Below are 26,122 nucleotides of genomic sequence, written 5' to 3' on the forward strand. Positions count from 1 at the left end.
GAGCCGGAAGACGCCAAGGCGGCCCCGGCACACGCCAGGGCCGCCGGGGACTACCTCAAACCCACTTGAACTCCAGCGAGATGCCCATGCCCGGAGGAATGGACGCGCTCGGGACATTGCCCCTGCTGCCGGCGCTGATGTTGTAGTAGGAGTCGACGTAGTCGTCGTCGTCCTTCGTCAAGTCGCCGGGCAGGGCCGCGATGATCTTGTCGGCCAGCGGGATGTACTGCCCGTTGCCGCTGGCGGCGAGCGCCGCCTCCACGACGGCGCGGGCCAGCCCGGACAGGTCCGTGTTGTCGTCATGCTCCATGAAGACCACGTCCAGCGAGGTCCACGTGAAGTTGTTCCACTCGATCAGGGTCTGGTGCGGGTAGTAGGTGGCGTTCTCCTTCTGGATGTACGGCATCCAGACCTGGTCGACACGCGCCTTGCCGTCACTGCCCAAGCCCGTGACCCAGGCGTAGATCTCCGGGCTGCCCTTGTACCAGGGCTCGTGGTCGTTGATGTTCCGGACGACTTCGAGAGTCTGCACCGGTCGCAGACTGCCGGCCTCGTTCTGCTGGGATTGAGGCTGGGTCTGGGGCTTCTCGGTGCCCGTCCGGTCGGCTCCGCCGACGCCCGCCTCGGTCAGGCGCTGCCGGACGAAGCGCTGTGCCAGCTCGACGGACTTCTGCTCGTCGAGGCCGACCACGAGCACCGGACGCTTGGGGGCCTTGACGGCGTCGAGTTCCTGGCTGCGGCCGTTCACGTCGAAGGCGGCGACGGTGCGGACCGTCTTCTCCTCACTCGACGGGGTGGCCATCACCAGCGTCTCGCCCGCCGAGATCCGCTTGGCCATCTTCGGGTCGATCCGGATCTGCAGCAGCGACTCCTCTGCCTGGACGCCCTTGAGCTTGAGGATCTCGTCGTTGGCGTTGCGCGCGTACCCGGCGACGTCCTGCGCGCCAGGCACCGAGTCGAGCAACGCCACCAGGTCGGCCTGGCCGTCGCCGGTCAGCTCGCGGATGAGCGCGTCCCGGAAGCGCTGCTCGCCCAGGCGGCGCGCCACTTCTTCGGCGAGGTGACGCTTGTAGCCGTCCATGGCGGCCGCCCGGTCGGCGGCGGACGTGTCCGCCGCCGACGGCTGGGGCGGCGCGGCCATCGCGGCGGGCGAGGCGGCGACGCCGGCGAGGGTGGTGGCCAGGGCGAGTGCGGCGATCGTGGCGGTCTTCTTCACGTGGACCTTCCTCACGTATGGGGGAGACGGTCCGAGCGGAGACCGGTGGGTCCGGCGGGACGGCGTCACGGTGGACGCGCGTCGCCGTCGGACGGGAACCGGTGCGGCGCTCGGGCAACATCAGCACCGCGGCGGCCGCGTGAACGACGTCCACACCGCGCGGTGGCTCCGGTGCTGAAGCAGCGTCACACCAGGACCTTGTGAGGCACTTATAGTGCTGTGCCAGTTTTGCCGTGCCGCTGTCGCGGGTGGTGCACCTGCCCCGTCACCGGCACTCTTCCGGTTCCCCGACGAATGGCGGGCCGGTCCCGCCGAGCGACCGACGCCTACAGCCGTGCAGGGCTTGTGAGGTCACAAGGGGCCTTTCAGTCCGGGCCCGGCCCACCTCGCCCCGGGCCCGGCCCACGCTGTCGCGGGAACGGCTCACGTCTCCGCGAGGACACGGCGCAGGACAGCGACCGTCGCATCCGGCCGCTCGGCCTCCATGCCCAGCCGGTTCATGATGTGCCAGTGCCGCTCGACGTCGGCGGGCTTGTCGAGGTAGAGGGCGCCGGTGGGCTGCTCCAGATAGACGATGTCGGACAGCTCTCCCTCGGGGAAGCGCAGGATGACGGCGGACCCCGTGGCGCCCGCACCGGCCCCCGCGGCGAACGGCAGGACCTGGACGGTGACGTGGCCCAACTCGGCGGCCTCGATGAGATGCCGGAGTTGGGCACGCATGACCTCGGTCCCGCCGACCCGGCGGCGCAGCGCGGCCTCGTCGACGACCACCCACAGGCTGACCGGCTCGGGCCGCCGCAGCAGGTGCCGGCGGCCCATGCGCAGCTCGACGCGGCGCTCGATCTCCGCCTCGGACGCCTCCGCGTGACCGGCCCGGATCAGGGCACGGGCGTAGTCCTCGGTCTGCAACAGCTCGGGGACGAACTGCGCGTCGTAGCAGCGGATCAGCGAGGCCGCCTGCTCCAGGCCGAGGTAGGCGTCGGACCAGGCGGGCACCACGTCGGCGTAGGCGTGCCACCAGCCTGGCGCGTTGGCCTGCTCGACCAGGGCGAGCAGAGCCTCGCGCTCGGCGTCTTCGGTGACGCCGTAGAGGGTCATCAGGTCGGCCACGTCACGCCGTTTGAACCCGGTCCGGCCCAGTTCCAACCGGCTGATCTTGGACGGCGACGCCCTGATGGCCTCCCCCGCCTCCTCACTGGAGATGTTGCGGGCCTCGCGCAGACGCCGCAGCTGAGCGCCGACGAGCATTCGCACCACCGTGGGCCCCGCCTGCCGATGATCCGGGCCGTGGCCGCCGGTCTGTGCATCCGTTACCCCGATGGCGCGCAAATCCGCTCCCCGTATCGTGATCCGCCGTTGTCCAGAGTCTTCAAGATTCTCATGCGCTGCGGCGGCACGCAGCCCGCCGGTCCCGTTTCACGGGAATCCGACGTCGCGACGGGGGAGATGACATGATCATGGAGGTTCCGGTGATTCCGCCCAGCGGCTCGCCGGGAACCGCACTCCGGCCGCCCGGCGCGGTGACGCCGGGCGACCCGCCCGCACGATCCCGAGGAGGACCCGTGGACGACGGCCAGACCCCTGCCGAGGCCGACGAGCTGAACCCGCACATCGCCCACAACGCCAGGGTCTGGAACTACTGGCTGGGCGGCAAGGACCACTACCCGGCCGACCGGGAGGTCGGCGACCGCGTCTTCGGGATGTTCCCCAACATCGTCCACGTGGCCCGCGCCGACCGGGCGTTCCTGGGACGCGCGGTCCGTCATCTGGCCGGCGAGGCGGGCGTGTCCCAGTTCCTCGACATCGGCACCGGGCTGCCCACCGTGGACAACACCCATGAGGTCGCCCAGCGGGTACGCCCGGAGTCGCGGATCGTCTACGTCGACAACGACCCGCTGGTGCTGTTGCACGCCCGTGCCCTGCTGTCCGGCACGCCCGAGGGGGTCACCGACTACATCGACGCCGACGCCCGCGACCCGGAGGCGATCCTGCGGGCCGCGGCGAAGACGCTGGACTTCACCCGGCCGGTGGCGGTCATGCTGCTGGGCATCATGAACTTCGTCCTCGATGTGGCCGAGGCGCAGTCGGTGGTGCGCCGCCTGATGGCGGCGGTGCCCTCCGGCAGCTACCTGGCGCTGACCCACCCCACCGTGGAACTGGGCGGTGAGGCCAACATCGAGGCGATGCGCTTCTGGAACGAGCACGCGCGACCGCCGATCGTGGCGCGCACCGGCGAGGAGATCGCCCGGTTCTTCGACGGTCTGGAGCTGCTGGAGCCGGGCCTGGTGTCGTGCTCACGGTGGCGGCCCGAGGCCGTCGGCATCGGTGACGCCCCCGAGCAGGTGGCCCAGTACGGCGCGGTCGCGCGCAAGCCCTGATCCGGGAGGCAAACCCCGGCCGGGGAACACGAGCCCCGGCCCACGGGTGCGAGCCCCCCGGCCACAGGACATGGACCGAGGGGCGGGGATGCGGATCCGTCAGGGATACGGATCCGGCAACGGGAAGGAGATCCTCGTCGAGCACGAAGATCGGTGAGTGAGCGTCCGATCTCCGATCACCGGAGGTCAGCCGTTCACCGCGTGTCGCCTCGGCCGCCGCCTACCTGCGGCGAACACTCCGTAGCCGAGGCGACACGCCTTTCGACCGCTCGCCTACCGCGAGCGTCCGCTCAGATCGACCCGCTCACTCAGACCGACCCGGCCGTCGGCGTCAGCGATTGGTGAGCGTGGTGATCAGGGAGGCGAGGGTGACGCAGGTGCCTCCCCCGCACGGGAACAGAGCGTCCTCCGGCTCACCGGGAAGCATGTCCAGGGCGTTGATGTCGAGTTCCATCGCGTTTCTCCTTTCGTCGCGGGACCCCCGTCGATACTGCGGCGGTCTCCGTAACCGCCGGTCCGTCCGGCGGAGTCCGTGTGGCCGGCCCCGGCGTGGCGCCCGCCTGTGCCGCCTCACCGGCGCGGCGGGAACTTCCGTGCGGAGGCCGCCCGCCTACCGTGGGCACGGGGGCACCTCGTGCCGCCGATCCGATCCCGTCACAGGCCGAGCGGCGTGCCGTCCCCGTCGCGGCCCTGCCGGTACGCCGGATTCGTCGTGTGGGGACAGCGTCGCGCCGGGCACTTAACGATTGCTTGTGGCTGCCACGGCCAGAGGCGGCGAACGTCCTTAAGGACGCCATAAGTCCCCGCTGGCAGCCTGATCGGCATCCGGAGAAGACACGGAAGAACCGGTCATGAACGAGATCCGGGCAGCCACATGAGACGCATGGCTCGCCATCGGCACATGTCAGATGAGGACGAAGGGGACTCGGCGTTGTGAGTGAGCTCGCTGCGGCCATGGACGACATCTCCCACGTGGATCGTCACGTCCTGGCGGACATCGCCCGGACGACGTTGCGCCGCGTGACGAACGAGACGGGCGGCACGCACCTGGCCGTTGACAGCACACAGACCGAGGGCGTCCCGGGATGGAGGCTCACGGTCGGTTCGCCGTGGACGTACGCGACTCCGGCCGGACCGGCCACGCGGGCGCAGGGCTGGAAGCTCCACATATCGGCCACGCCGCTGTCGGCACCGCTGGTGCTGGCGCGCGCGGTACGGGTACTGGGGCATCGTCGCTGCCCGTTCAAGTACGCCACCACGGTGGACGAGCTGGCCCGGCTCGTGGGACGCAACCAGAACCGCGGCTCGGTGGGCAAGTTCATCACGGTGTACCCACCGGACGACGAGGCGGCCGTGGAGATCGCGGAAGCGCTGTACAGGGCCACCTACGGCCTGCCGGGCCCGCCGATCCTCTCTGACCGGGCCTACCGGCCGGGCGGTCTGGTGCACTACCGCTTCGGGGTGTTCTCCGTCCCGGGCGTGCTCGACAATGACGGCTACTACGCCTCACGGCTCGTCGCACCCGACGGCACCCATGAGACCGACGAGCGCAAAGCATGGTACTCCCCGCCGGCATGGGCGAGCTGCCCGTTCGACTCAGGTCGTGCCCCGGTCAGGACCACCGCGCCAGAGGCGGTCCTGCTGGCCGGCCGATTCGTCGTGCGCGAGGCGATCCGGCACGGCGCCAGGGGCGGGGTGTTCCTGGCGGAGGATCGCACGACCGGCGCCCAGGTGGTGATCAAGCGGGCACGCCCGCATCTGGGCGCCTGGCTCGACGGCCGCGACGAACGTGACCAGATGCGCCACGAGGCGCGCATGCTCGACCTGTTCGGACCGCTGGGTGTCACGACACGCAAGGTGCTGCTCTTCGAGCAGGACGACAACCTGTTCCTGGCACAGGAGCGCGTCGAGGGCACCGTGCTGAACGTGTGGTCGAACGGCGCCCACGGTGGGCGGCCGGCCCGCGATCGGCCGGACACCGTGCTGTCCGTCCTGCGGCGCCTGACCGAACTGGTCGCCACCGTCCACGGACGGGGCTACGTGCTGCGGGACCTGACGCCCGGCAACGTCATGGTGACCGCCGGCGGCGACTGCCGTCTGATCGACCTGGAGATGGCCGCCGTACCCGGCACTCCGGTCTCCCACGCCCACACTCCCGGCTTCGCGCCGCCCGAACAGACGGACTCAGCGCGGTACGGTCCCGCGCTCGGGGTGGAAGCCGACCTGTACGCGCTGGGGGCGACGATGCTGTCCGCGGTCACCTCCTCCCAGCCGCCCTACCTGAAGGATCAGCCCGCCGGGTCCCGCTCCTGGGACGAGCGGGTGGAAACGGTGACACTGGTCGCGAGCGCGGGCGACCCGACGGCGACCGCGCTCTCTCCGCTGGTCCTGGGCCTGATGCGGAAGGATCCCGCGCAGCGCTGGGATCTGCGGCGGGTGCGGGCGTTTCTCGATGGGATCGACGCGGGGCGGATCGGTTCCTCCCCCCGGGCGGGGGGCTTTCGCCTGGAGGCGGCCGAGCAGGACCGTCTGCTCCATGACGGGCTCGCCTACTCGCTGCGCACCATGTCACCCGGGGCGGACACCGCACCCTCCACCCACCTGTGGCCTTCGGCTTCGGCCCTGGCGGCTGATCCGTGCGCCGTCCAGTACGGCTCGGCCGGGGTGATCGCGCTGTGGGCCACGTTGGTGGGTCCCGCTCAGGCCAGTGACGTGCTGGCGCCGGAGACACGCGCCGATCTGACGGCCGGGCTGCGTAAGGCCGCGAACTGGACGGTGCGACAGCTGGCACGCGAGCACCGGCCCTCGCCGGGGCTGTACTTCGGCCGGGCCGGTATCTCCGTGGCCCTGTACGAGGCGGGCCGCACGCTCGGCGATGAGGGTCTGCGCGCCGCCGGCCTGGAGGCGGGGCTGAACCTGCCGACCGCCTGGCCGAACCCGGACATCTGCCATGGCACAGCCGGGACGGGGATGGCACTGCTGCACCTGTGGCGCGCCTCGGGCGACACACGGTTGCGGGACCTGGCGGAGGCGTGTGCCGACGACCTGCTGAAAGCGGCCAGGCAGACTCCGGAGACGGTGACGTGGCCCATCCCTGTGGATTTCGCCTCCAAGCTGGCGGGTGCCGAACACTACGGCTTCGCCCACGGCGTCGCCGGGATCGCGGCATACCTGCTGGCCGCCGGGATCGAACTCGGTCGTGACGACTGTCTGGAGACCGCCGTGCTCGCCGGGGAGACCCTGGTGGCGGCGGCCGAGTACCGGGGCGAGGCCGCCTGGTGGGCGTCGGGCCCGCTGGACGGGGAGAAGCTGCCGCACTGGTGCAGCGGATCCTCCGGCATCGGCACCTACCTCGTACGCCTGTATGCGGCGACCGGAGAACAGCGCTTCCGGGACGCCGCCCGTGGCGCCGCGGTCACCGTGCACGACGCCCGGCTGAACTCGGGGACGACCGCCTGCCACGGCCTCGCCGGTGACGGGCAGTTCCTGCTCGACATGGCCGACCTGCTCGGCGAGCCCGCCTACCACGAGCAGGCGGAGGAACTGGCCGCAGTCCTGTGGGCACGCGCCGTCCGGCGCGACGGACTGCTGGTGGTGCCGGGCGAGAACGACGCCGAGATCTCCATGGGCTGGAACACCGGGCTGGCCGGAGTGCTGGACTTCCTGTACCGGCTGCGGCACGGCGGACCGCGCCGGTGGATGGCCGAGACGGACGACGATGTGCGGGCCCCCCGCGGGGGCAGGGCATGATGATCTCCGCAACGGGGAACCGGGCGGGTACGGCGGTCGGCGCGCGGGAGCGGCCGTTCGTCCGCAGACTGAACTTCCGTTTCTCCCCCGCCGGACGGTACGCCGCCTGCCTGGCCGTGGACGGCCGTGATTCCTCGATGAACCCGGAACTGTGGGACCTCACCGGCCTCGCGCCTCGCCTTCGGACGGTGCGCACCCGGGACGGCGAGACCACCGCGAACGTGCCGCTCTCGACGGATGAAGGTGATCTTCTGCTGTGCCGGTCCGGCGCGTACGGCTCGCGGCTCACCTTCGCCTCCCGCCCGGACAGCGGGAAGGCCGTCGAAGAAGTCGAGCTGATCAGCGTCCGGAGAGGCGGTCTCCGGCTCTTCTCCGGCACGGCCCGGATCCCGGCCCTGGTGCTGGAGACGGACGGGGACGCGAACACCGTGGTGTGGCGCCTGTCCGGTCGGGCCGCTCCGCCGGAACGGATCATCCGGCTGCCGTACCCGGTCGGCGGAGGGGTCTGGCTCGATGAGAGCGGTGACAGGCTCGCGCTGGTCTCCACTGAACCCGGAACCGGCACCATGGTCCTGGATCTGCCGCACGGCGACATGACCGCCCTCGGCTTGCCCGGCGGCGAACACCTGCTGCTGGCCGCGCCACACGGCGGAGTGCTTCTCACCGCCGCGCGGCAGGGCGGCGTCCACCGGCTCGGCGTCCGCCGTCCCGGCGACCGAGGGCCGACGGTCTTCCCCGATCGGCTCAACGAGACCGAGGGCATCGTCGTCCCGCTGGCGCTGGATCCCACCGGACGGTTCCTGGCCCTGTCGGTCACCCGGCGTGCCCGTTCCCACCTGCTGGTCCACGACCTGGTGGCGGACGAGGCGAGCGAGATCGCGCTGCCCCCCGGCGAGTTGTATCCGACCGCCCACTGGTCCGGCGGCGGCCTGCGACTGATCCACAGCACGCCGGACCGTCCGACGGGCGTGATCACCGTTCTGGAACCGTCCCGGCCACGTCTCCTCGTCCCCCGCGACGGGCGCCGGTTCCGGTGGACCGCCGCCCGGACGCGGCAGTACCCCGCCCCGGTGGGGACCACGGAGGCCGTCGTGTACGGCGACCCGGTCGGCAGCCGGCACCTGGTGGTGGCGCTTCACGGGGGCCCCGAGGCCGCCTGGCGGCTCGGATTCGACCCGTTGTTCCAGCGCCTCGCCTCCGAGGACATCGCGGTGGTGGCCCCCAACCAGCGGGGAAGCACCGGATACGGCGCGACCCACCGCGACGCCGTCCACGGCGCCTGGGGCGGTCCCGACCTGGCCGACGTCCTGCACCTGGGCCGTTCTCTGGTCGCCGAGCGCGGCCCGGACCGGCCTCGGCCCATGCTCTACGGGGCGAGCTACGGCGCGTACCTGGCGTTGCTGGCCGCGGCCGCGGAGCCGGACCTGTGGGACCGTGCCGCGGTCGTCGCGCCGTTCCTGTCAGGGACGCTGCTCTACGAGGACGGGCCGGGACCGGTCCGCAATCTGATAGACCGGCTCGGCGGTCGCGAGGAGATCCGGAACGACGACCTCGGTCCACGTGACCTGCTCCGGCTGGCCGGACGCATCCGGCTGCCGCTCCTCATCGTGCACGGTGAACGGGATCCGATCATCCCGGTCAGCCATTCCCGTCGCCTGCACGACCGGCTGCTCCAGACCCGTCACGTCCACGGCACGCCCACGACCTATCTCGAGGTTTCCGGAGCGGGCCACGACCCGCTGTCCGACGGCGGCGGACACGCCGTCGCGCTGCGCGTGCTCGGGTTCTTCCGCGCGGCGTCCCCCGGCGAAGAACAGCGGATGGACGAGGGATCGGGCGCCCGGCATTCCCCCCGACCATCCATAAGGGACAAGGAGTCCTCATGAGCGTCTCCGTCAGCCGGCCCACCGATGTCATCTGGGACCTCACCTACGCCTGCCCCCTGCGCTGTGTCCACTGCTACTCCGAGTCGGGCAGGCGGCCGACCCGGCAGTTGTCCCACGGCGAGATGCTGCGGGTCGCCGACGCGGTCATCTCGCTCGGCCCGGAGACGGTGGAGTTCGCGGGCGGTGAGCCCCTGGTGATCGAAGGGATCTACGAGGTCGCCGAGCACATCGCACGAGCGGGGATCAAGGTCAGCCTCTACACCAGCGGATGGACGCTCACCCCCGAAACCGCCGAGGAAGCGGCCCAGGTCTTCCACCGCATCACGGTCAGCGTGGACGGGGCCGACGCCGAGGTCCACGACCGCATACGGGGGAGGGCCGGCTCATTCGAACGCGCGATGAACGCCCTCGCCCTGCTGGACGGTGTGTCCGCCCGGCGTTCGGCCGGAGGAGGCGATCCTGTGATCTTCGGCATCGACTGTTCGGTCCTGCGCGGCAACCTTCACCAGACAGAGGAATTCTGCACCGCCGTCGCCCCCCGGTTCCCACGGATGCGGTTCCTCAATTTCGCTGCCGCGGTGCCTTCTGGGCTGGCCAGCCGACCCGGCTTCAGCGAGGCGGAACTGCTCACGAACGAGGAGCTCCGCACCCTGACCGGTCAGGAGCACGCCGAGCGCCTCAGGTCACTCGCACCGGCCTCGGTGGCGGTGTCGACCTCGAGCAACCTCATCCTTCTGATGCACCCGGACCACATCGAGCGTTTCGGCTTCTCCCTGATGCAGGTGGAGCCGGACGGCGAGGTGCGCGCGATGCCCGTCTACGAAGGGTGCGTGGGCAATCTCCTGACCGATGACCCCGCCGTCCTGTGGCGACGTGCCACCGAGCGGTGGCGCGATCCCTTCGTGGTCGAAGCGGTGTCGCGGGTGCGTTCGCTGGCGGACTGGGCCGAGGCGGTCCGGCGCATCGACCGCCGATTCGGCTCCCGTGAGGTGCTTGCGCGGATCGGCCGCCGCCCGCCCTGGCCCGCTTCGGGGCTCTCCTGAACCGCCCCGGTCCGTAGGGGCCCGGGTACGCGTCGACGTCGACACCGCCACTCCACAGCGCGCGGGGAGCCGCCGGCGGACCCGTCAAGGATGATCGGTGGCGATGAACCGCGTACGCGTTTCAGGGCGGCATCAGCTCCACCGGTCGGACAGTTCCTCGAGCATGTCCTCGACGGATTCGGAGTAGTCCGAGGAGAGCCGCATCCACCATTCGGCGAAGGGCCGGCCGTACTGCGCGAAGGCCGCCTCGTGGATCTCGGCCGCGCTCCGGGGCGCCGCCAGCCCGAAGTTGTCCCGCAGCCACGCGAGGTATTCCCGGTGGCCTCCGGTGCACTCGTCCTCGTTGTCGGGGTTGACGCTGTCGTCGAAGTGCGCGTGGTCGAGGGCGAGCAGCCGGAACAGCTCATACAGGCTGGACGCCTCGATGAAGAGCTCGCCCTCGTCCCCGCAGAAGATGACCGGCAGGGTGGCCAGGTCCTCCCGGTCGTCGCACCGCCACAGGCAGTAGAACGAACCGGAGCTGGTGGCGTAGGCGAAGGGGAGGAGCCGCTCGGCGAACTCCGGATGGCCGAGGCCGCTGACATATTTGGTGTCGACGTGGTCGAACAGCTCGAACCAGCCCGCGTAGTGCTCCTTCGGGAACCGATCCTGCAGTTCCTTGAGCAGGTTCAACTCGGGAACGGGGAAGCACGGGTCACTCATGGGGATCTCCTTCATCGCGTTATCAGACATCCGGGCCCTGCCCGGGGGCGGGCTTCAGCCGCCCCCGGGCAGGGCCCGGATCGTGTGTTACGAGGACGGCGGGCGGCGCGGCCCGCCGGGGTCACCCGGAGAAGGGAACCGCGGGGCGGCCGGTGACGCCCGGCTCGACGGCGAAGACCGAACCGGCCAGCGGCTGCTCGCCGAGCGCGGCGGGATCGAGCCCGCGGGCGGCGCTGGTGATGTAGAGGACGTCCCCGCGCGGCCCGCCGAAGGCGCAGCTGGTCACCTGGGTCACCGGCAGCCGCACCTCGCGGTCGGGGACGCCGTCCGGCGTGTAGCGGCGGACCCGGCCCCCGCCCCACAGCCCGATCCACAGGCACCCGTCGTCGTCGACGGTCATGCCGTCGGGCGTCCCGTCGGCGCGGTCGATCTCGACGACGGTGCGACGGTCCCGGATGTCGCCGGTGGCGGCGTCGTAGGAGTAGGCGTCGACCCGCTGGGTGCGGCTGTCGATGTAGTACATGACCGTGCCGTCGGGGCTCCAGCCGAGCCCGTTGGACAGGCTCACCCCGTCGAGGACCCTGACCACGGACGCGCCGTCGTACCGGTAGAGGGCCGCGACACCCGGGGTGGAGTCGTACGGCATGGTGCCCGCCCACAGCCGGCCCGCCGGATCGCACTTGGCGTCGTTCATGCGGTTGCCGGGCACGTCGGCCTCGACCTCGGCGACCATGCGGACGGTCCCCTCCGCCGTCAGCCGGGCGATGCCGTCCCGTACCGCCAGCAGCAGCTCACCGTCGCCGGTGGGGACCGCCGCGCCGACGTGGACACCCACGTCGACGGCCTGGTCGGCACCCGTGGCCGGGTCGAGGACGTGTACGGCGCACGCGGTGATGTCGACCCAGACGAGCCGCCCGCGCACGGCGTCCCAGGCGGGTCCCTCCCCGATGTCCGCGCGGATTCGCAGCACCGGCTCCGCATCGAACGAGCTGACCATCAGACCTCCTCCTGGCCGCGGGCACGGGCCGCGGCCGTCGCGACGGCATGGGTGCCGGGCGAACCCGGGCCTTCCCCGGCGGGGCGGCCCGTGCCGGGAGGGGCACCGGGCCGACGACGCCCGCGGCGAGCAACCGTACCGCCACGGCCGCCGCTCCGCGTCACGGGGGCGGCGGCGCACATCCCGGTGGCACACATTCCGGCGTCGCATCTCCCCGCATGCGCATCCCGGCGGCACGCGGCACGGCACCGGGGCGGTGGGTGCCGCGGACGGCCCCGGTCGCCGGCGGCGTCACAGGGCACGGGGCACGGGGCACGGGGCAGGACGTCAGCCGCCCTGGGTGTAGATGGTGCGCCAGCCGGAGCACCGCCCCGTCGGCCGCTTGGACGTGCCCCGGCAGACCTTCGCCTTGATCTGCAGCACGCCGCCGACCTTCTCGCGGAACGTTCCCGGCCCGTTGGCGCAGTTCCAGTAGTTCGCCGCCCGCCACTTGCCGTTGGTGGAGCTCTGGTAGTGCAGCAGCACCCACCCGCAGCCGGAGCGGGCGTTGTCGTAGAGCGTTCCACGGACCTCCAGGCCCGACTGGGCGGCGACCACCTTGCCGTTCGCGCGGGCTCCGTGGTCGGAGGAGTGGATCGAGCCCCATTTCCACACGGTGGAGGCCGACTCGGCCGAGGCCGCCGCGGAGCCGGCGAGGGTGAGGGCCGCGGCGGCGGCCGTGCTCAGCAGGATGCGGATGCCGGTGCGCATGAGAGGTCTCCAGAGGGGTGCGTGAATTGCCTTCCGGTTTGAAAGGTAGGTTCACGCGCTTGGAAGTCGGTTGTAGTCCTCTGGCGGATCCGGCCCCACTCCCCCGGCGGGTTCCCCGGTCCGTTCTCTCCCCGCCTCGGCCGCCGCTCCTTGCCGCCCCCTCGTGTTCCCCCGGGTCGCGGGCGGCCGGTCAGCGAAGGCGCGCGGAGCGGGTGGGGGGACCGGCCGGGCGGCCGACCCTGGCGACGTTCATCAGCCGCGCCGGGTCGTCCACCCCGAGGAGACGGGCCAGGGCGGCGCGGGTGCCGGCACGGTCGATGATCTGGCTGAGCGGGTGGGTCGCGTGACCGTGCCGCGACAGGGCGAGCCACTGCCGCATCAGGACCCGCCCCATCGTGACCTGTCCCGCGGGGCCGCAGTCCTTTGGCGCCACCAGGACGAGCACGTCGCCATCGTGATCGAGCAGGCCGCGGGAGGCCGCGGCCAGCGCCCGCGGCAGCCCGGCGCGGCGCGGCAGGGGGTGGGCGAGCAGGCTCAGCGCCGCGCGCAGGCCGAGGGCCTCGGCCCGGCTCAGCGCCAGTGCCCTGTCGGTGAGGCCGTCCAGGCGGTAGCGGGGGTGGCTCGGGGCGAGCCGGAGCCAGTGGCGCAACTCGGCGGTGACGGGGGCGTCGCCGAACAGGTCGCGGTCGGCCTCGCGGAGCAGCCCGGTCAGCTCCCGGCACGGCACCCGCCGGAGCTCACCGCCGTAGCCCGCCAGTTCCTCGACCAGGCGGGCGTCGAGCCGCCCCGGCCGGTACCCGCCCCGGGCGGACGCGCGGCGGCGCACGTCCTCGACGGTGAAGGGCGTGTCGTACGGCTCCCCGGCGCGGTGCAGCACGCCGACCCGGTGCGGCCCCTCCTCCACCCGGAAGCCGACGCGCAGCCCGGCGCCCGCGCACACGACCAGGCAGCACTCGACGAAGGCTCCCAGGCTGAGCCGCAGGTCACGCCCGGTGGGGTCTCCCTCCGGGAGCACCCGGCCCGGATCCCAGCCGACCTCGACGGCGTCGTCGGAGTAACGCAGCACCCAGGGCTGGGTGTTGTGCGCGCTCGGGGCACGCCAGAAGTCGGATTCGAGAGCCGACAACGATCTCACCGGAGGTCCCTCTCGTAGAAGGTGTACCCGTGCAGCGGCCGGCCGCCCATGGCGACGTACTGCGCCGCGGATCCGGGGTTGGACCGTTCGACGTACGTGCTGCGCAATGCCCGGTAGCCGCCCTCCCGCAGGCCCTTCAGCAACTCGCCCGAGAGCAGGCGCATGTAGCCGCGGCCCTGTTCGCCGGGGACGGTGCCCTTGACGACGAGGACGGCCTCGCGGCGGTGGCGGGACCGGGTGGCCAGCAGCCGCAGCTGGTTGAACAGGTTGAGGTCGCCGCCGACCCGTGTCACGAACTCGGAGATGTCGGGCAGGCAGAGGACGAACGCGATCGGCCTGCCCGCCTTGGTGAGGTACAGCAGCAGCGACTCGTCCAACAGGTGGGCCAGTCCCTCGGTCTGCCGGGCGAGCTGCCCGGCGGAGATCTCGGTGTAGTACCCCAGGGCGGCGAAGCCGGCGTTGAGCATCTCCCGCAGGATCGGCAGCTGCTCGCCGATCCGGCGCCGGTCGCCCCGGTGGATCCGCAGGTCCTCGGCGGCGATGCGCTCGGCGGGGAAGTCGAAGACCTGCCCGCCGGGGATCGGGCAGATCCAGGTGTCGGACTCGAAGCGGCGGGTGAAGCCGTGCCGCTCGTAGGCGGCCGGGTAGTGGGGGTGGTTCCACGCGCTGTCGATGAAGCCGCGCTCGTCGAAGCCGGAGGTGATGACGCCGCCGGACTGGTTCGGCAACAGCGACACCGGTCCGAACGCGCTCTTCTTCCCCGCCGAGCGCCCGGCCTCGCAGATCGCGTCGAACAACGCCCGGCTCACTTCCGGTTCGTCGACGAACTCGGTCAGCCCGAACAGTTGCAGGGGGCGTCCCAGCTTGGCGTCGAGGGCCGCGTCCTCGTGCAGTGTGGTGCGGCCGACGACCTCGTCACCGCGGCGCAGCACGTGAAGCCGCACCCCGTCCGCGTGCCAGGCGCGGACCTGCTGTCGCAGCGGCGGTACGAACCGCGGGTCGGCGCCGTAGACCCGGTCGGTCAGGGCCAGGAAGTCGCGCAGGTCACGCCGGGAGACGACGGGGTCGAGCCGCAGAGGGGCACCGGACGCGGGAGTACGCCTCATGCGCCGGGGTCCCCCTCGCGGGTGGCTCCGGCCGCAGAGCGGACGACGGCGGGGCCCTCGTCCTCGGTGGACAGCGGGGTGAAGGTCCGGATGTGCGCCATGCCGTCACCCTCGGCCCGCCACACCCCGTTGGTGTAGCCGCCGGGCTCGGCGTTGTACAGGCGGATGTAGCCGCCGGTGGCGTTCCTCGTGCCGTCGGTCACCCAGCGCATGAGCTTGCGGTGGTGCCGGCTGCGGGCGAAGCGCAGCAGCGCGTCGCGGTCGGTGAAGAAGGCGAGCGTGCCGAGGGTGAAGGGGAACTCCCAGTAGATCGTGTGCCAGCAGTATCCGCGCATGCGTTTCATGTCGCGGACCATGCGGAACCAGGTGAAGGTCAGTGTGACGATCGACAGGGGCCCCCGGTAGCGGGTCGCCCCGACGAACATGGCGGTAGCCTGCCCCTGCGGCGGGGCCTTGCTGAAGTCGGTGGTCCTCATGCGTCCTTCACCAGGTAGACGTTCTTCATCGTGGCCGGACCGGCGAACGGCCCCTCCCCCGGAGGGAACACCCGCACCCGCAGGTCGGCGGCGGTGGGATCCTCCCTGAGCGACTCGGCGAAGTCACGCGAGACCCCGGCCAGGTGGCCTAGCACCCCGCGGCGGCAGGCCGCGGCGAGTTCGTCCCGCTCGGTCTCGCTGAGATCGGCGGAACGCAGTTCGATGTTGACCACGGGACGGTACTCCAGACCGGGCAGCTCCTCCAGCGACAGGCAGAAGCGGCCGATCCGGGCGGCGTGCGGGTTGCCCTCGTAGAGGCCGTACTCCACGTCCTGCGGGTAGAGGTTGGCCCCCATGTAGGAGATCGTGCTGTCCTTGCGCCCGAACAGGAACAACAACGGCAGGTTCATCCGCTCGTCCGTCACGGCCTCGCGGTACAGCTCCGGGCCGAGAAGGCGCCTGACGGTGGACAGCGAGTGCAGCCGCGCCTCGTCGCCGATGTTGTAGCGCAGCTTGGGCTGCAGACAGCTCTTGGTGTTGATCGTGCACAGCAGTTCGCCGCGGTCGTTGACCTCCAGGAAGGTCTCCAGCGGGTTGTAGTGGAAGATCATCGGCAGTCGCTGCTCGTTCTCGCCGAGCAGCTCACGCCGGAGCCGCTCGTCGGTCGCCAGACGCTTGCGCAGCCAGACCGTGAACCCGGTCTCGGCGCCCATGCCGATCGTCAGGTCGCTCGCGCCGTATCCGGAGCGGATCTCCTCGAAGCGCTGTTCCAGGTAGTCGCGGAGCGCCTCGGTCATGCCCTCCCCGCCGACCAGGCCGCGCAGCCGATACTTCTCCCACGGGAAGCCGATCTCGTCCAGCCGGTCGCGCAGATGCTTGAGGAACGGCGGGTAGGCGGCGACGACGTAGTCGTATCCGGGTCCGAAGTGCGTCAGCGTATCGACGATCTTGTCCAGGTCGGGGCCGGTGTTCTTGACCATGGCGATACGGGCCATCGCGTTACCGGTGGTCGTGCCGGTGGCCCAGGCACCCATCGAGTAGGCGTTGACGACGAAGAGCCGCTCGCCGGGGAAGACCAGTTCTATGTAGCCGGCGGCGTTGCGGTGGATGTTCCTGAGTTCGCGGGGCCCCCTGACCCAGTTGTACGGCTTGCCGCTCGACCCGGACGACTCGTCGACGATCACACCCGGACGGTGCAGCCGCCCCTCCTGGCAGCGACTCTCCTCGTCGTAGACGCTCGCGTAGTTGTGCTTGTCCGTCTCGGGGAAGTCCCGCAGGCGGCGCGCGTGCTCGGCGCCGCGCTCGAGGAGGAAGTCCCGGTAGGCGGGCACGTCCACGGCGGCGAACTGACACGCCACCTGGGCGTGCCGGGCGGCGAGGCGGTCGAGGAGCGGATGGTAGGAACGGGCCACGAACCGCCAGACCGCCGGATGCAGAGATCCGGCCTGGTAGGCACCGGTGAGCAACCAGGAGTACGCCTGGAGCCGTACCCTGCGCCAGCGCTCCCGGGGAGTGAGCAGGCCCAGCCGAGGCTTCAAGGGGATCATGACGCGGGACTCTATTGAGCGCCGATGGCAAGCCGCTTGCGAATCACTGACAAGCAGGCGCGCAACCCGCTGGAAGGCGTACGCCTCACTGCCGGGACGGCGTACGACGCCGGCGAGCCGGGAACTCCCAGGGGGGGGGAGATCTCCCGGGCGACCCGCGTCGCCGTCACCGGCGGCCCGCATTGCTAGCATCTGGGGCATGGCACGCCCGAGGACCGTCAGTGACGAGGAGATCTTCGCCGCGGTCACCGGGGTCGTCGGCCGGGTCGGCCCGGCCAGGCTCACACTGGCGGCCGTCGCCCGGGAGGTCGGGCTCTCCCCGGCCACCCTCGTGCAGCGTTTCGGCTCCAAGCGCGCGCTGCTGCTGGAGCTCCGCAGCGGCAACGCCGAGCAGGTGCGCGGGCACATGCGCGAGAGCACCGCGCGGGCCGGGTTCCTCGACACGCTCGTCGGCAACCTGACGGCGCTGGCCGCGCCGGTCGCCGACCCCGTGGCCTTCTCCAACCACCTCGCCGTCCTGCACCAGGACCTCAGCGACCCCGAGTTCCACCTCCAGGCGCGCGAGTACGCGCAGGCGATGCGTGAGGAGATCCACGATCTGCTCGTCAGCGCTGCGGCGGCGGGTGAGCTACGGCCGGTCGACCTGGAACAGCTCGCCCGTACGGTGGAGTCGGTCTACAACGGTGCGCTGATCACCTGGGCGGTCCACCGGGAGGACGCGCTGGAGACGTGGCTCCGCCGCGAGCTCGACGCCGCCCTCGCGCCTTGGCGTACCGGCTCGGGTCGCCACTCGGGCCACCACGACCCGGAACCCTGAGGCGGGCCTCGCCGCAGTCCCCGAGGCGCGGGTCCGGCCCCGCCTTCCGGTCCTTCGCCGGCCGTGGCATGGACCACGGGGCCGCCCGAGCTCCGGAACCGCTCCCTCCGGCGGCCGCCCCAGCTACAGGACCGCCCCCGCTCCGGCGGCCATCCCGGACTCCGGGATCGTCCGGACTTCAGGCCGCCCGACTTCAGCGGCCGGCGGCGGACAGGTTCCGGACCGCGTCGGCGACGGAGGCCTCGCCCCCGACGAGTTCCAGGACGGCCCCGGTGACGCCGGGGGCGTCCAGCAGCTCCGCGATCACCGCGGCGACATCGTCACGGGTCACCCTCCCGAACGGCAGCGGCGGCACGGCGAGGGTCACCCGGCCGGTGCCGGGGTCGTCGGTCAACGCGCCGGGCCGCAGGATGACCCAGTCGAGGTCACGGGCACGCAGATCTTCCTCGGCCCGGGTCTTGGCCGTGATGTAGGCCGCCCAGACCTCGTCCGAGCCCGCCGCGGGCGGGCTTCCCGCACCCATCGACGACACCTGTACGAAGCGGCGCACCCCGGCGCGTTCGGCGGCCTCGGCCAGCAGCGCCGACGCCGCCCGGTCCACGGTGTCCTTGCGGGCGACGCCGCTGCCCGGCCCCGCCCCGGCCGCGAAGACCACCGCGTCGGCACCCGCCAGGTGGGCGGCGACCTCGTCGGCGCCGGCCTTCTCCAGATCGCACAGGACCGCCGTGGCGCCGGCCGCCCGCAGGTCGGGTTCGTGCTCCGCCCTGCGGACGAGGCCGACCGCCTCGTCGCCGCGTCCGGCGAGCAGCCGCTCCAGGCGCAGGGCGATCTTCCCGTGTCCGCCCGCGATGACGACTCTCATCTGGTTCTCCCTTTTCTCATGCGGTCCCCCTCTGAACGATCTTCACATGGTCGTGCGGCACACCGGAGGGCACCGTCAGGAGAACGAGAGCACCGTCAGGAGAACAAGGCGCTGTACCCGTTGAGCGCCGGTTGGCCGCCCAGGTGCGCGTACAGGACGTTCGAGCCGACGGGAATCTCCCCCCGGGAGACCATGTCGATCAGGCCCGCCATCGACTTGCCCTCGTAGACGGGGTCGGTGATCATGCCTTCGGTCCGGGCGGCCAGGCGCATCGCCTCCAGGGTGTCCTCACCCGGGATGCCGTAGACGCCGGCGTGGTAGCGCTCGTCCAGCATGATCTCCTCGTCGGAGATCTCCCGTCGCACGCCGATGAGCTCGGCGGTGCCACGGGTGATCCTGCCGATCTGGGCCCGTGTCTCCGCCGGCCTGGCCGAGGCGTCGATCCCGATCACCCGGCGCGGCCGGTCGCCGGCCTGCTCCAGCGCGGCGAAGCCGGCGACCATGCCCGCCTGGGTGCTGCCGGTGACCGAGCAGACGACGACCGTGTCGAAGAAGACGCCCAGCTCGCGTTCCTGCGCCTGGACCTCGCGTGCCCAGCCCGCGAACCCGAGGCCGCCCAGCCGGTGGTCGGAGGCACCGGCCGGGATCGCGTACGGCCTGCCGCCGCGTTCCTCGATCTCCTGGACGGCGCGGTCCCAGCTCTCCTTGAACCCGATGCCGAAACCGGCCCGGACCAGCCGGACGTCGGCGCCGGCCAGACGACTGAGCAGGATGTTGCCGACCTTGTCGTAGACCGAGTCCGGCCAGTCGACCCAGCTCTCCTGGATGAGCACGCATTTCAGGCCCACCCTGGCGGCGACCGCGGCCACCTGGCGGGTGTGGTTCGACTGGACACCGCCGATGGACACCAGCGTGTCGCAGCCCTGCGCCAGTGCGTCGGCGACGAGGTATTCGAGCTTCCGGGTCTTGTTGCCTCCGTAGGCGATGCCGGAGTTGCAGTCTTCGCGCTTGGCCCACACCTGTGCGCCGCCCAGGTGCGCGCTCAGCCGGTCGAGCCGGTGCACCGGGGACGGGCCGAACAGCAGCGGATAACGGTCGAAGGAGTCAAGGGACATGGATGCCTCCCGGAAGTGACGAGCCGGAACGCGACGCCGCCGAGACCAATCAACCCGGCACTGGCCGACATCGGCACTGTAACCCGACATTCTCTCGCTTGCGCCACCGAATCAACGCCGACGCGCACCACGGCGGAAACACCATCGTGAAACACCCAACCGATTGACTCATCAACCGCATTTAAGAAATATTCGGGAAATGGCTCTTTTACGCCCGCTCGCCGGAGCGGCCCTCACCTCCGCCCTCCTGGTCGGCGCCGCCACCCCGGCCGACGCCGCATCGGTCACGGCCCCCGCCGCCCCGATCGCCGTCCCGGCCGTCGCCGCGGCCCCGGCCTCCGGCGCGCTCTCCCCCGCCGGGACGACCGCGCGTCCGGCCAACGGCAGGATCCTCTACGCCGGAATCAGCGGCGGACAGGGCACTCTGAAGATCAAGAACGGCACCTCGAAGGACGCCGTCGTCACCCTGGTCCGCGGCAGGTCCAAGGCGATCAGCGTCTACGTACGGGCGCGGTCCAGGGCCGTCGTCGACGACGTCCGGGACGGCACCTACCGGATCTACTTCACCACCGGCTACCGGTTCTCCATCTCCAGGGGCAGGTTCACCAGCGGTGCCTCCTACCAGCGGTTCGACGACCGGTTGAGGTACACCACGACCTCCAGCACCTCGACCATCTGGACCCTCACCCTCAACCCCGTCAGGGGCGGCAACGCCAGCACGAGCGGCGTGAACCCGAACGACTTCCCGGTCTGACCCGTCCCGCCCGTCCCGGTCCGGTCGCCCTTCGCCGGTCGCGGCACCCCCTCCGTGTCTCCTTCGGTGTCTGCCTCGCCGTTCTCCTCCGGCGGCCCTTCCGTCGCGTCTCCGCGGGCGTACGCAGCCTCCCGCGGAGACGCGGCGGCGAGCCGGGCACCACAGCACACCCTCGCGGGACGTACGTTGAACTGCACAGGTTGTTGTCACGGATCAGGCCTGGGAAGGGTGAACGCCATGGAAGCCGCCGCCGTGGAAACCGTCGCCGAGGAAGGCGAGCCGATTCTGATCGATGACGACGACGCGCCCGCTGTCCTGGACGCGGGCACCGGTGCGAGCGTCGACCCGGTCAAGGACTACCTCAAGCAGATCGGCAGGATCCCCCTGCTCAACGCCGCGCAGGAGGTCGAGCTCGCCACCCGCATCGAGGCCGGCCTGTTCGCCGCCGAACGGCTCGGCGGGGAGGGCGACCCGCTCCCGCCGGACGTGCGCGCGGAGCTGGAGTGGATCGTCGAGGACGGCCGCCGGGCCAAGGACCACCTGCTGGAGGCCAACCTGCGTCTGGTGGTGTCACTGGCCAAGCGCCACACCGGCCGCGGCATGCTCTTCCTGGACCTGATCCAGGAGGGCAACCTCGGGTTGATCCGCGCGGTGGAGAAGTTCGACTACACCAAGGGGTTCAAGTTCTCCACCTACGCCACCTGGTGGATCAAGCAGGCGATCACCCGAGCGCTGGCCGACCAGGCGCGGACCATCCGCATCCCGGTCCACATGGTCGAAGTGATCAACAAGTTGGCCCGCGTGCACCGGCAGATGTCCACCGACCTGGGGCGTGAGCCCACCCCGGAGGAGCTCGCGGTCGAACTGGAGATGACGCCGGAACGGGTGATCGAGGTTCAGGGGTACGGACGCGAGCCGATCTCCCTGCACAGCCCGCTGGGCACCGAGGGCGACAGCGAGTTCGGCGACCTCATCGAAGACTCCGAGGCGATCACCCCCGACGACGCGGTGACCACGGCCCTGCTCCAGGAGGAGCTGCACACCGTCCTCGGCGGGCTGTCCGAACGCGAGGCCGGGGTGGTGTCGATGCGGTTCGGACTCACCGACGGGCGGCCCCGGACCCTGGAGGAGATCGGCCGCGCGTACGGGGTGACCCGCGAACGCATCCGGCAGATCGAGTCGAAGACCATGACCAAGCTGCGCCACCCCTCGCGGTCGCGGGCCCTGCGCGAATACCTGACCTGAACCCCGGACGGCCTTCGGCCCGGGCACCGCACGACCACTGACCCGGGCCTCCGGACCCGGACGGCCACCTGCCCCGGGGCCTCGGACCCGGGCCTCGGACGGCACCCACCCCGGACCTGGACGGTCTCCGTTCCGAGTCCGGACGGCAGCACCCTGATCGACCCCGGACGGCGTGAAGCCCGCCCCCTCTCACAGGGGGCGGGCTTCACGCCGTCCGGGGAGTCGTTCTCCGGGCCCGGCGGCCGTCCGGCGCGCCGCTTCCGGCTCCGGGGCCGCCCGCCTGGGCGACCCCGCCGACCGGCCGTCACTTGAGGATGGGGAATCGCCGGACCAGGGCGGTCCTGCCCCACCAGCCACCGATCCCGAAGGTGTCGCCGGCCTGGGTCAGAGCGAGTCCGATCAGGACGATGGTGTAGATGATGTGGTCGTCCATGAAGGGGTTGGTGTCCAGCGGGAGCTGGGCCGCCCACATGAGCATCAGCATCAGGCCACCCGCGACGGCGGCGATCCGGATGCCCGCACCGAGGATGAGCGCGCCGCCGACCCCGAGCAGGCCGAGCATGAAGAGCCAGTCGACCCACGCCTGTCCGGCCAGGGCTCCGAAGAACCCGCCGAGCGCGTTCTCACCGGTGCCCTTCAGGAAGCCGGTGGTCGGGCTGCCCCCGTTGATCCAGGCCCGCTCGGCGGGGGTGGCGAAGCCCCAGCCGAAGGTCTTGTCGAGGAAGGCCCACAGGAAGGTCCAACCGAGCGCGATGCGGGCGACCGCCCAGACGCGGGCCGCGGCGCGGGTCCCGGCCGCCCGGTGCCCGGTCTCCGCGACCGGCTGAGCGGGGGTCACCGGACGAACCTGGCCGCCCACCCGGGCGTCGCCTTTCTGACCGTTCATGCGGGGCCTTTCGATGGTCGCCATGGTGGCTCTCCTTCGGCTCTGTCGCGTCTTTTTCCGTCTGCTTGCTACAAGGACAAGTAGATCCTTTTTTTGACTACGCGCTCAGTGCCGTACGGCTCGCCTCCAGCGGCCCCGAGGTCCCCTCCTCCCGGGACCTTGGTCCCTCGCCCGGGCCGGGAATCCGTGCCCGGGCCGGGAATCCGTGCCCGGGCCAGGAACCTTCGCTCAGCCTCCGGCGTGCCGGCCCACCTGGGCGGCCAGCCGCTCCAGGCTCTCCTCCAGAGCCCGGTCGACCGCTTCGGCGGGCGGCGTGCCGCCGTCCTCGCCCTCGTCGAAGAAGGACAGGTGAATCGTCACCTCGCTCTCGTCGTCGCCGCTGTCCGCCACCTGCAACCATCCGGCGTACCGGTCGGTGTCGCGGGTGCCCCACTCCATCCGGAGCTGGTCGGGCCGGGATCGCAGCAGCGCGCGGGCGTCCTGGCCGGTGCTGTCCTCGTGCACCGTGACCGCGGGCGGCTCCCCGGGGTGGACGTGCAGGTCCTGCGGCAGCCAGTGGTCGAGGTCGTCCAGGTTCCCCGCCCGCTCGAACACCACCTGCGGCGGTGCGGCGATCCTGCGGGAACGCTCGTGTTCGCTCATCCGGTCGTCAACTCCCCGTCGTAGACGTCAGCCTGAAACATTGATCGGCGACATACCCCACGAGGCGGTGTCCACCCGCGCCGGCAAGCCCCGGAGTCACCCCGCCTTGACGGCCTCCGCCTCGGCGAGGAGGACCTGGGCGAGGGCGTCGGCGGCGTCGACCCGGCCGAGCGACTGGGCGGCGCCGGCCATGGCGGCGCGGGTCGCCGGGTCGCGGAGCAGGAGGTCCAGCTCGGCCAGGAGCCGGTCGGCGGTGGGCTTGTCGTCCAGCAACGCCCGGGCCGCGCCGGCCTCGGCGAGGTAGCGGGCGTTCTGTCGCTGCTCGTCGGCGGCGGAGGGCACCAGCGGGATGAGCACGGACGCCTTGCCCACGGCGGTCAGCTCGGCGACGGTGCCCGCGCCGCTGCGGGAGACCACCACGTCGGCGGCGGCGAACACATGGGGCAGTTCGCCGCCGACGTACGCCACCGGGCGGTAGCGGTCGCGCAGTTCGGCGGGGAGCGCGGCGGCGGCCTCGGTGAACCGTCCGATCCAGTCGGGACCGCACTGGTGGATCACCTGTGCGCGGGTGAGCAGGGCGGGCAGGATCTCCTCGATCAGGGTGTTGATCTGCCGGCTGCCCTGGGCGCCTCCGGTCACGTAGACGAGGGGGAAGCCGTGGGCGAGGCCGAAGTGGCGCCGGGCCGCGTCCACGTTGCCGCGCAGCAGGTGGGGGCGGATCGGGTTGCCGGTGACCACGGCGCGTTCCCGGGCTCCGGCGGGCAGGTGCTCGATGGAGGACGGGTGGGTCAGCGCGATCCGCCGGGCGAAGCGCGACAGGATGCGGTTGGCCAGGCCGAGCGCGGTGATCTGCTCGTGCATCACCAGCGGGCGGCCCAGGAGCCTGGACGCGACGCCCAGTGGCACGCACACGTATCCGCCGGTGGACAGGACCACGTCGGGGCGGTAACGGGCCGCGACGCCGAACGCCTGCAGCACCCCGATCGGGACGCGGAACATGTCGGCGACGTTGGTGGCCAGCTCGCGCAGGTTGGGTGAGCGCCGCAGCTTCCCGGCCTTGATCGCCCGGAACGGGATGCCGTGTTCCGCCGAGACGCGGGCCTCCAGGCCGCTCTCGGTGCCGACCCAGAGCACGTCGAAGTCGAACCCGCGGCCGACGGCGTAGTCGCGCAGAGCCATCACGGTGGTCAGCGCGGGATAGGTGTGGCCGCCGGTTCCGCCCCCGGTGACGAGCAACCGCAGGGTCCGACGTTCTCCGGCCATCATGCTCTCATCCTTCCACTGTCCATCGGTGTTCGGTGACATGCTGCGGCCGGGCGGATCGCACTCCACGGCCTCGGGCACGGTACCCGAGGCCGGGGTGAAGATCCACTTCAGTCGCCGGCGGCGGGGGGTGCGACACGCCCGCCGGGCGGCACGCCCCCCGATCAGCCCACCAGATTTGGTGTGATGAGTACGGTATCGACATGGATCTGACCGATGAGCATTTTGTCGCCGCCGCTGAGCGCCTGGAGGACGCGCTGGCGGCGCTTCGAGCCCACGCCGGGGAGGGCGTGGCGGCGCTGGACTACTTCGGTGAGATCGAGGAGGAACTGCCCCGGATCAGATCCTGGCTCCTGGATCCGGCGCAGGCACGACAGTGGCCGCGGCACGTCGCCCCGCCCGGCTACGGCCTGCTGTTCGCCCAGGCCGCGCTGGCGTCGTTCCCGGACGGGGCGGCCCCGTCCTTCCCCGCGGGTGCCGAACGCACCGACGTCGGCTGGGCGGTGCGCCAGGCCACGATCTGGTACGGCGACACGCGGGTGCCGGGGTGGCTGGAGCTGCGCGCGCCGCTGATCGTGGTCGGCTCGCTGACGGTGGACGGGCTCCTGGACGACGGCGACGTCTTCGACGGCTACCTCGCGGTGGCCGGGAGCCTGCGGGCGCGGGCGATCCATAGCGCCGCCGACCACCTGGTGCTCGGCACCATCAGCGCACAGGCGATCTTCTGCTCGGGCAACGACGGGTCGCTCGTCGCGGGCGGGGACATCGTGACCGACCTGTTCGTGCCGGGCGAGCACGCCTACGCGCACCACGGCGAGTTGTGGGCGGGGGTGGTCGGCACCGACGACCGGGACGCCGTGGTGGCCGAACGGCTCGCGCCGTGGCTGCCCGCCGGGTACGTCCGGCTGGGTGACGAGAACGCCCCCATCGACAGGTGGCGCATCCTGGAGGAGATCGCCGCGGGACGGTCGCCGGTGCTCGCCCAGCCCCGGCCGGTGACCTTCCCCGCCCCCGCCCCGCTGCTGGCCGCGCTGGCGGCGCCCGAGGGAGTGACGGACCTGGACCTGTCGTCCAGGCGCCTGCACCGCATCCCCCGGGAGGTGTCGTCCCTCACCACGCTGGCGCTGCTGGACCTGGAGCGCACACCGCTGACCCGCCTGGACGGCATCGAGGGCCTCACCGCCCTGGAGCACCTGTCGATCAGGCACACCCCGGTGCGGTCGCTGGTCCCGTTGCAGGCCCTCACGTCGCTGCGCCACCTCGACGTGTCCTACTGCCGGGACGTGCAGGACTGGCACGTGCTGCTCGACCTGCCCGCGCTGGACACGCTCGTCGCCCACGGCTGTGCCCTGCCGACGCACGTGCGGACGCGGCTCACGGCCGGGCTCGGCGACGGGTTGATCGGCCAGGGCCCCGGCAGAACCGGCTGAGCCCGGCAGCACCGGCTGAACGGCCGCCCGCGGCGTCCAGGAGAGGATGTGCGGGAACACGGTTCGGGGAGATGCATGGGAACACCGTCCGGGAGGACGCGTGGGAACGCGACGACGCGACG

23 protein-coding genes and 1 pseudogene are annotated in these 26,122 nt (G+C 71.6%); 9 read left to right on the plus strand and 15 right to left on the minus strand.

Features of this window, described 5'->3' with window-relative positions; all coding sequences use genetic code 11:
- Positions 1–55: 55 nt before the first annotated feature.
- The gene (locus F4562_RS02980) at positions 56–1,216 is read right to left on the minus strand and encodes a DUF3103 family protein (protein WP_184540693.1); all 1,161 of its coding nucleotides are present in this window, start codon (positions 1,214–1,216) and stop codon (positions 56–58) included.
- 423 nt (positions 1,217–1,639) lie between these two features.
- Positions 1,640–2,470 carry a Sco1979 family transcriptional regulator gene (locus F4562_RS02985; protein ID WP_512700820.1) on the minus strand — a complete coding sequence of 277 codons (831 nt, stop codon included), beginning with the start codon at positions 2,468–2,470 and terminating at the stop codon, positions 1,640–1,642.
- A 308-nt stretch (positions 2,471–2,778) separates the two neighbouring features.
- Here F4562_RS02985 and F4562_RS02990 point away from each other — a divergent pair, with 308 nt between their 5' ends.
- Positions 2,779–3,594 carry an SAM-dependent methyltransferase gene (locus F4562_RS02990; RefSeq protein ID WP_311733924.1) on the plus strand — a complete coding sequence of 272 codons (816 nt, stop codon included), beginning with the start codon at positions 2,779–2,781 and terminating at the stop codon, positions 3,592–3,594.
- Between the two features lie 331 nt (positions 3,595–3,925).
- Here the strand turns inward: F4562_RS02990 and F4562_RS34065 are convergent, their stop codons facing one another.
- Positions 3,926–4,048, minus strand: coding sequence for an ALQxL family class IV lanthipeptide (locus F4562_RS34065; RefSeq protein WP_221206617.1), 123 nt, complete (start codon positions 4,046–4,048; stop codon positions 3,926–3,928).
- A gap of 479 nt (positions 4,049–4,527) precedes the next feature.
- On the opposite strand from F4562_RS34065, the gene lanL reads away from it, so the two are divergent.
- The 3 genes from lanL to F4562_RS03005 are packed head-to-tail and all read left to right on the plus strand — an operon-like array spanning position 4,528 to position 10,273.
- Positions 4,528–7,344 carry a class IV lanthionine synthetase LanL gene (lanL, locus tag F4562_RS02995; protein WP_184540695.1) on the plus strand — a complete coding sequence of 939 codons (2,817 nt, stop codon included), beginning with the start codon at positions 4,528–4,530 and terminating at the stop codon, positions 7,342–7,344.
- Entirely contained in the window at positions 7,341–9,230 is a 1,890-nt protein-coding gene (locus F4562_RS03000) for a S9 family peptidase (RefSeq protein WP_184540696.1), read from the plus strand. Before lanL ends, F4562_RS03000 begins: the two co-directional genes overlap by 4 nt.
- Positions 9,227–10,273, plus strand: coding sequence for a radical SAM protein (locus tag F4562_RS03005; protein WP_184540697.1), 1,047 nt, complete (start codon positions 9,227–9,229; stop codon positions 10,271–10,273). The genes F4562_RS03000 and F4562_RS03005 overlap by 4 nt, the downstream gene beginning before the upstream one ends.
- 132 nt (positions 10,274–10,405) lie before the next feature.
- On the opposite strand, the gene F4562_RS03010 is transcribed toward F4562_RS03005, so the two are convergent.
- From F4562_RS03010 to F4562_RS03040, 7 genes are all read right to left on the minus strand, one after another.
- Entirely contained in the window at positions 10,406–10,975 is a 570-nt protein-coding gene (locus F4562_RS03010) for a hypothetical protein (protein WP_184540698.1), read from the minus strand.
- Between the two features lie 121 nt (positions 10,976–11,096).
- A complete protein-coding gene (locus F4562_RS03015) occupies positions 11,097–11,972 on the minus strand; it encodes an SMP-30/gluconolactonase/LRE family protein (RefSeq protein WP_184540699.1) in 876 nt (291 codons plus the stop codon).
- Between the two features lie 327 nt (positions 11,973–12,299).
- Positions 12,300–12,722: a hypothetical protein gene (locus F4562_RS03020; RefSeq protein WP_184540700.1), complete on the minus strand. Its 423-nt coding sequence runs from the start codon at positions 12,720–12,722 to the stop codon at positions 12,300–12,302.
- 190 nt (positions 12,723–12,912) lie between these two features.
- Positions 12,913–13,857 (minus strand): nitroreductase family protein, encoded by a 945-nt coding sequence (locus F4562_RS03025; protein ID WP_184540701.1) that lies wholly within the window; start codon positions 13,855–13,857, stop codon positions 12,913–12,915.
- On the minus strand, positions 13,854–14,963 hold the full coding sequence (locus F4562_RS03030; RefSeq protein WP_184540702.1) for a hypothetical protein: 1,110 nt from the start codon (positions 14,961–14,963) through the stop codon (positions 13,854–13,856). Before F4562_RS03030 ends, F4562_RS03025 begins: the two co-directional genes overlap by 4 nt.
- A complete protein-coding gene (locus tag F4562_RS03035; RefSeq protein WP_184540703.1) occupies positions 14,960–15,439 on the minus strand; it encodes a DUF4188 domain-containing protein in 480 nt (159 codons plus the stop codon). The genes F4562_RS03030 and F4562_RS03035 overlap by 4 nt, the downstream gene beginning before the upstream one ends.
- Positions 15,436–16,986: a phenylacetate--CoA ligase family protein gene (locus F4562_RS03040; protein ID WP_184540704.1), complete on the minus strand. Its 1,551-nt coding sequence runs from the start codon at positions 16,984–16,986 to the stop codon at positions 15,436–15,438. Before F4562_RS03040 ends, F4562_RS03035 begins: the two co-directional genes overlap by 4 nt.
- A gap of 36 nt (positions 16,987–17,022) precedes the next feature.
- Between F4562_RS03040 and F4562_RS03045 the strand changes: the two genes are divergently transcribed.
- Both F4562_RS03045 and F4562_RS03050 read left to right on the plus strand, forming a co-directional pair.
- The gene (locus tag F4562_RS03045; RefSeq protein ID WP_184540705.1) at positions 17,023–17,175 is read left to right on the plus strand and encodes a hypothetical protein; all 153 of its coding nucleotides are present in this window, start codon (positions 17,023–17,025) and stop codon (positions 17,173–17,175) included.
- 10 nt (positions 17,176–17,185) lie between these two features.
- Entirely contained in the window at positions 17,186–17,803 is a 618-nt protein-coding gene (locus F4562_RS03050) for a TetR/AcrR family transcriptional regulator (protein ID WP_184540706.1), read from the plus strand.
- A gap of 193 nt (positions 17,804–17,996) precedes the next feature.
- On the opposite strand, the gene F4562_RS03055 is transcribed toward F4562_RS03050, so the two are convergent.
- Positions 17,997–18,665, minus strand: coding sequence for an SDR family oxidoreductase (locus F4562_RS03055; RefSeq protein ID WP_184540707.1), 669 nt, complete (start codon positions 18,663–18,665; stop codon positions 17,997–17,999).
- A gap of 95 nt (positions 18,666–18,760) precedes the next feature.
- On the minus strand, positions 18,761–19,780 hold the full coding sequence (locus tag F4562_RS03060; RefSeq protein ID WP_184540708.1) for a 1-aminocyclopropane-1-carboxylate deaminase: 1,020 nt from the start codon (positions 19,778–19,780) through the stop codon (positions 18,761–18,763).
- 199 nt (positions 19,781–19,979) lie between these two features.
- Here F4562_RS03060 and F4562_RS03065 point away from each other — a divergent pair, with 199 nt between their 5' ends.
- Together F4562_RS03065 and F4562_RS03070 are read left to right on the plus strand one after the other, a co-directional pair.
- Positions 19,980–20,534, plus strand: a complete 555-nt coding sequence (locus tag F4562_RS03065) for a hypothetical protein (RefSeq protein WP_184540709.1) — start codon at positions 19,980–19,982, stop codon at positions 20,532–20,534.
- A 291-nt stretch (positions 20,535–20,825) separates the two neighbouring features.
- Positions 20,826–21,779: pseudogene (locus F4562_RS03070) on the plus strand (RNA polymerase sigma factor); the annotation flags it as partial.
- 304 nt (positions 21,780–22,083) lie between these two features.
- Here F4562_RS03070 and F4562_RS03075 read toward each other — a convergent pair.
- The 3 genes from F4562_RS03075 to F4562_RS03085 form a co-directional block, all read right to left on the minus strand.
- Positions 22,084–22,689, minus strand: coding sequence for a hypothetical protein (locus tag F4562_RS03075; RefSeq protein ID WP_246473340.1), 606 nt, complete (start codon positions 22,687–22,689; stop codon positions 22,084–22,086).
- Positions 22,690–22,893: 204 nt separating this feature from the next.
- Positions 22,894–23,307 (minus strand): SRPBCC family protein, encoded by a 414-nt coding sequence (locus F4562_RS03080; protein ID WP_184540711.1) that lies wholly within the window; start codon positions 23,305–23,307, stop codon positions 22,894–22,896.
- 96 nt (positions 23,308–23,403) lie between these two features.
- Positions 23,404–24,573: a UDP-N-acetylglucosamine--N-acetylmuramyl-(pentapeptide) pyrophosphoryl-undecaprenol N-acetylglucosamine transferase gene (locus F4562_RS03085; protein WP_184540712.1), complete on the minus strand. Its 1,170-nt coding sequence runs from the start codon at positions 24,571–24,573 to the stop codon at positions 23,404–23,406.
- Between the two features lie 200 nt (positions 24,574–24,773).
- Between F4562_RS03085 and F4562_RS03090 the strand changes: the two genes are divergently transcribed.
- Positions 24,774–26,000, plus strand: coding sequence for a leucine-rich repeat domain-containing protein (locus tag F4562_RS03090; protein WP_184540713.1), 1,227 nt, complete (start codon positions 24,774–24,776; stop codon positions 25,998–26,000).
- Positions 26,001–26,122 lie beyond the last annotated feature (122 nt).

Origin of the sequence: Streptosporangium becharense, from assembly GCF_014204985.1 — a bacterium.
Taxonomy (GTDB): domain Bacteria; phylum Actinomycetota; class Actinomycetes; order Streptosporangiales; family Streptosporangiaceae; genus Streptosporangium; species Streptosporangium becharense.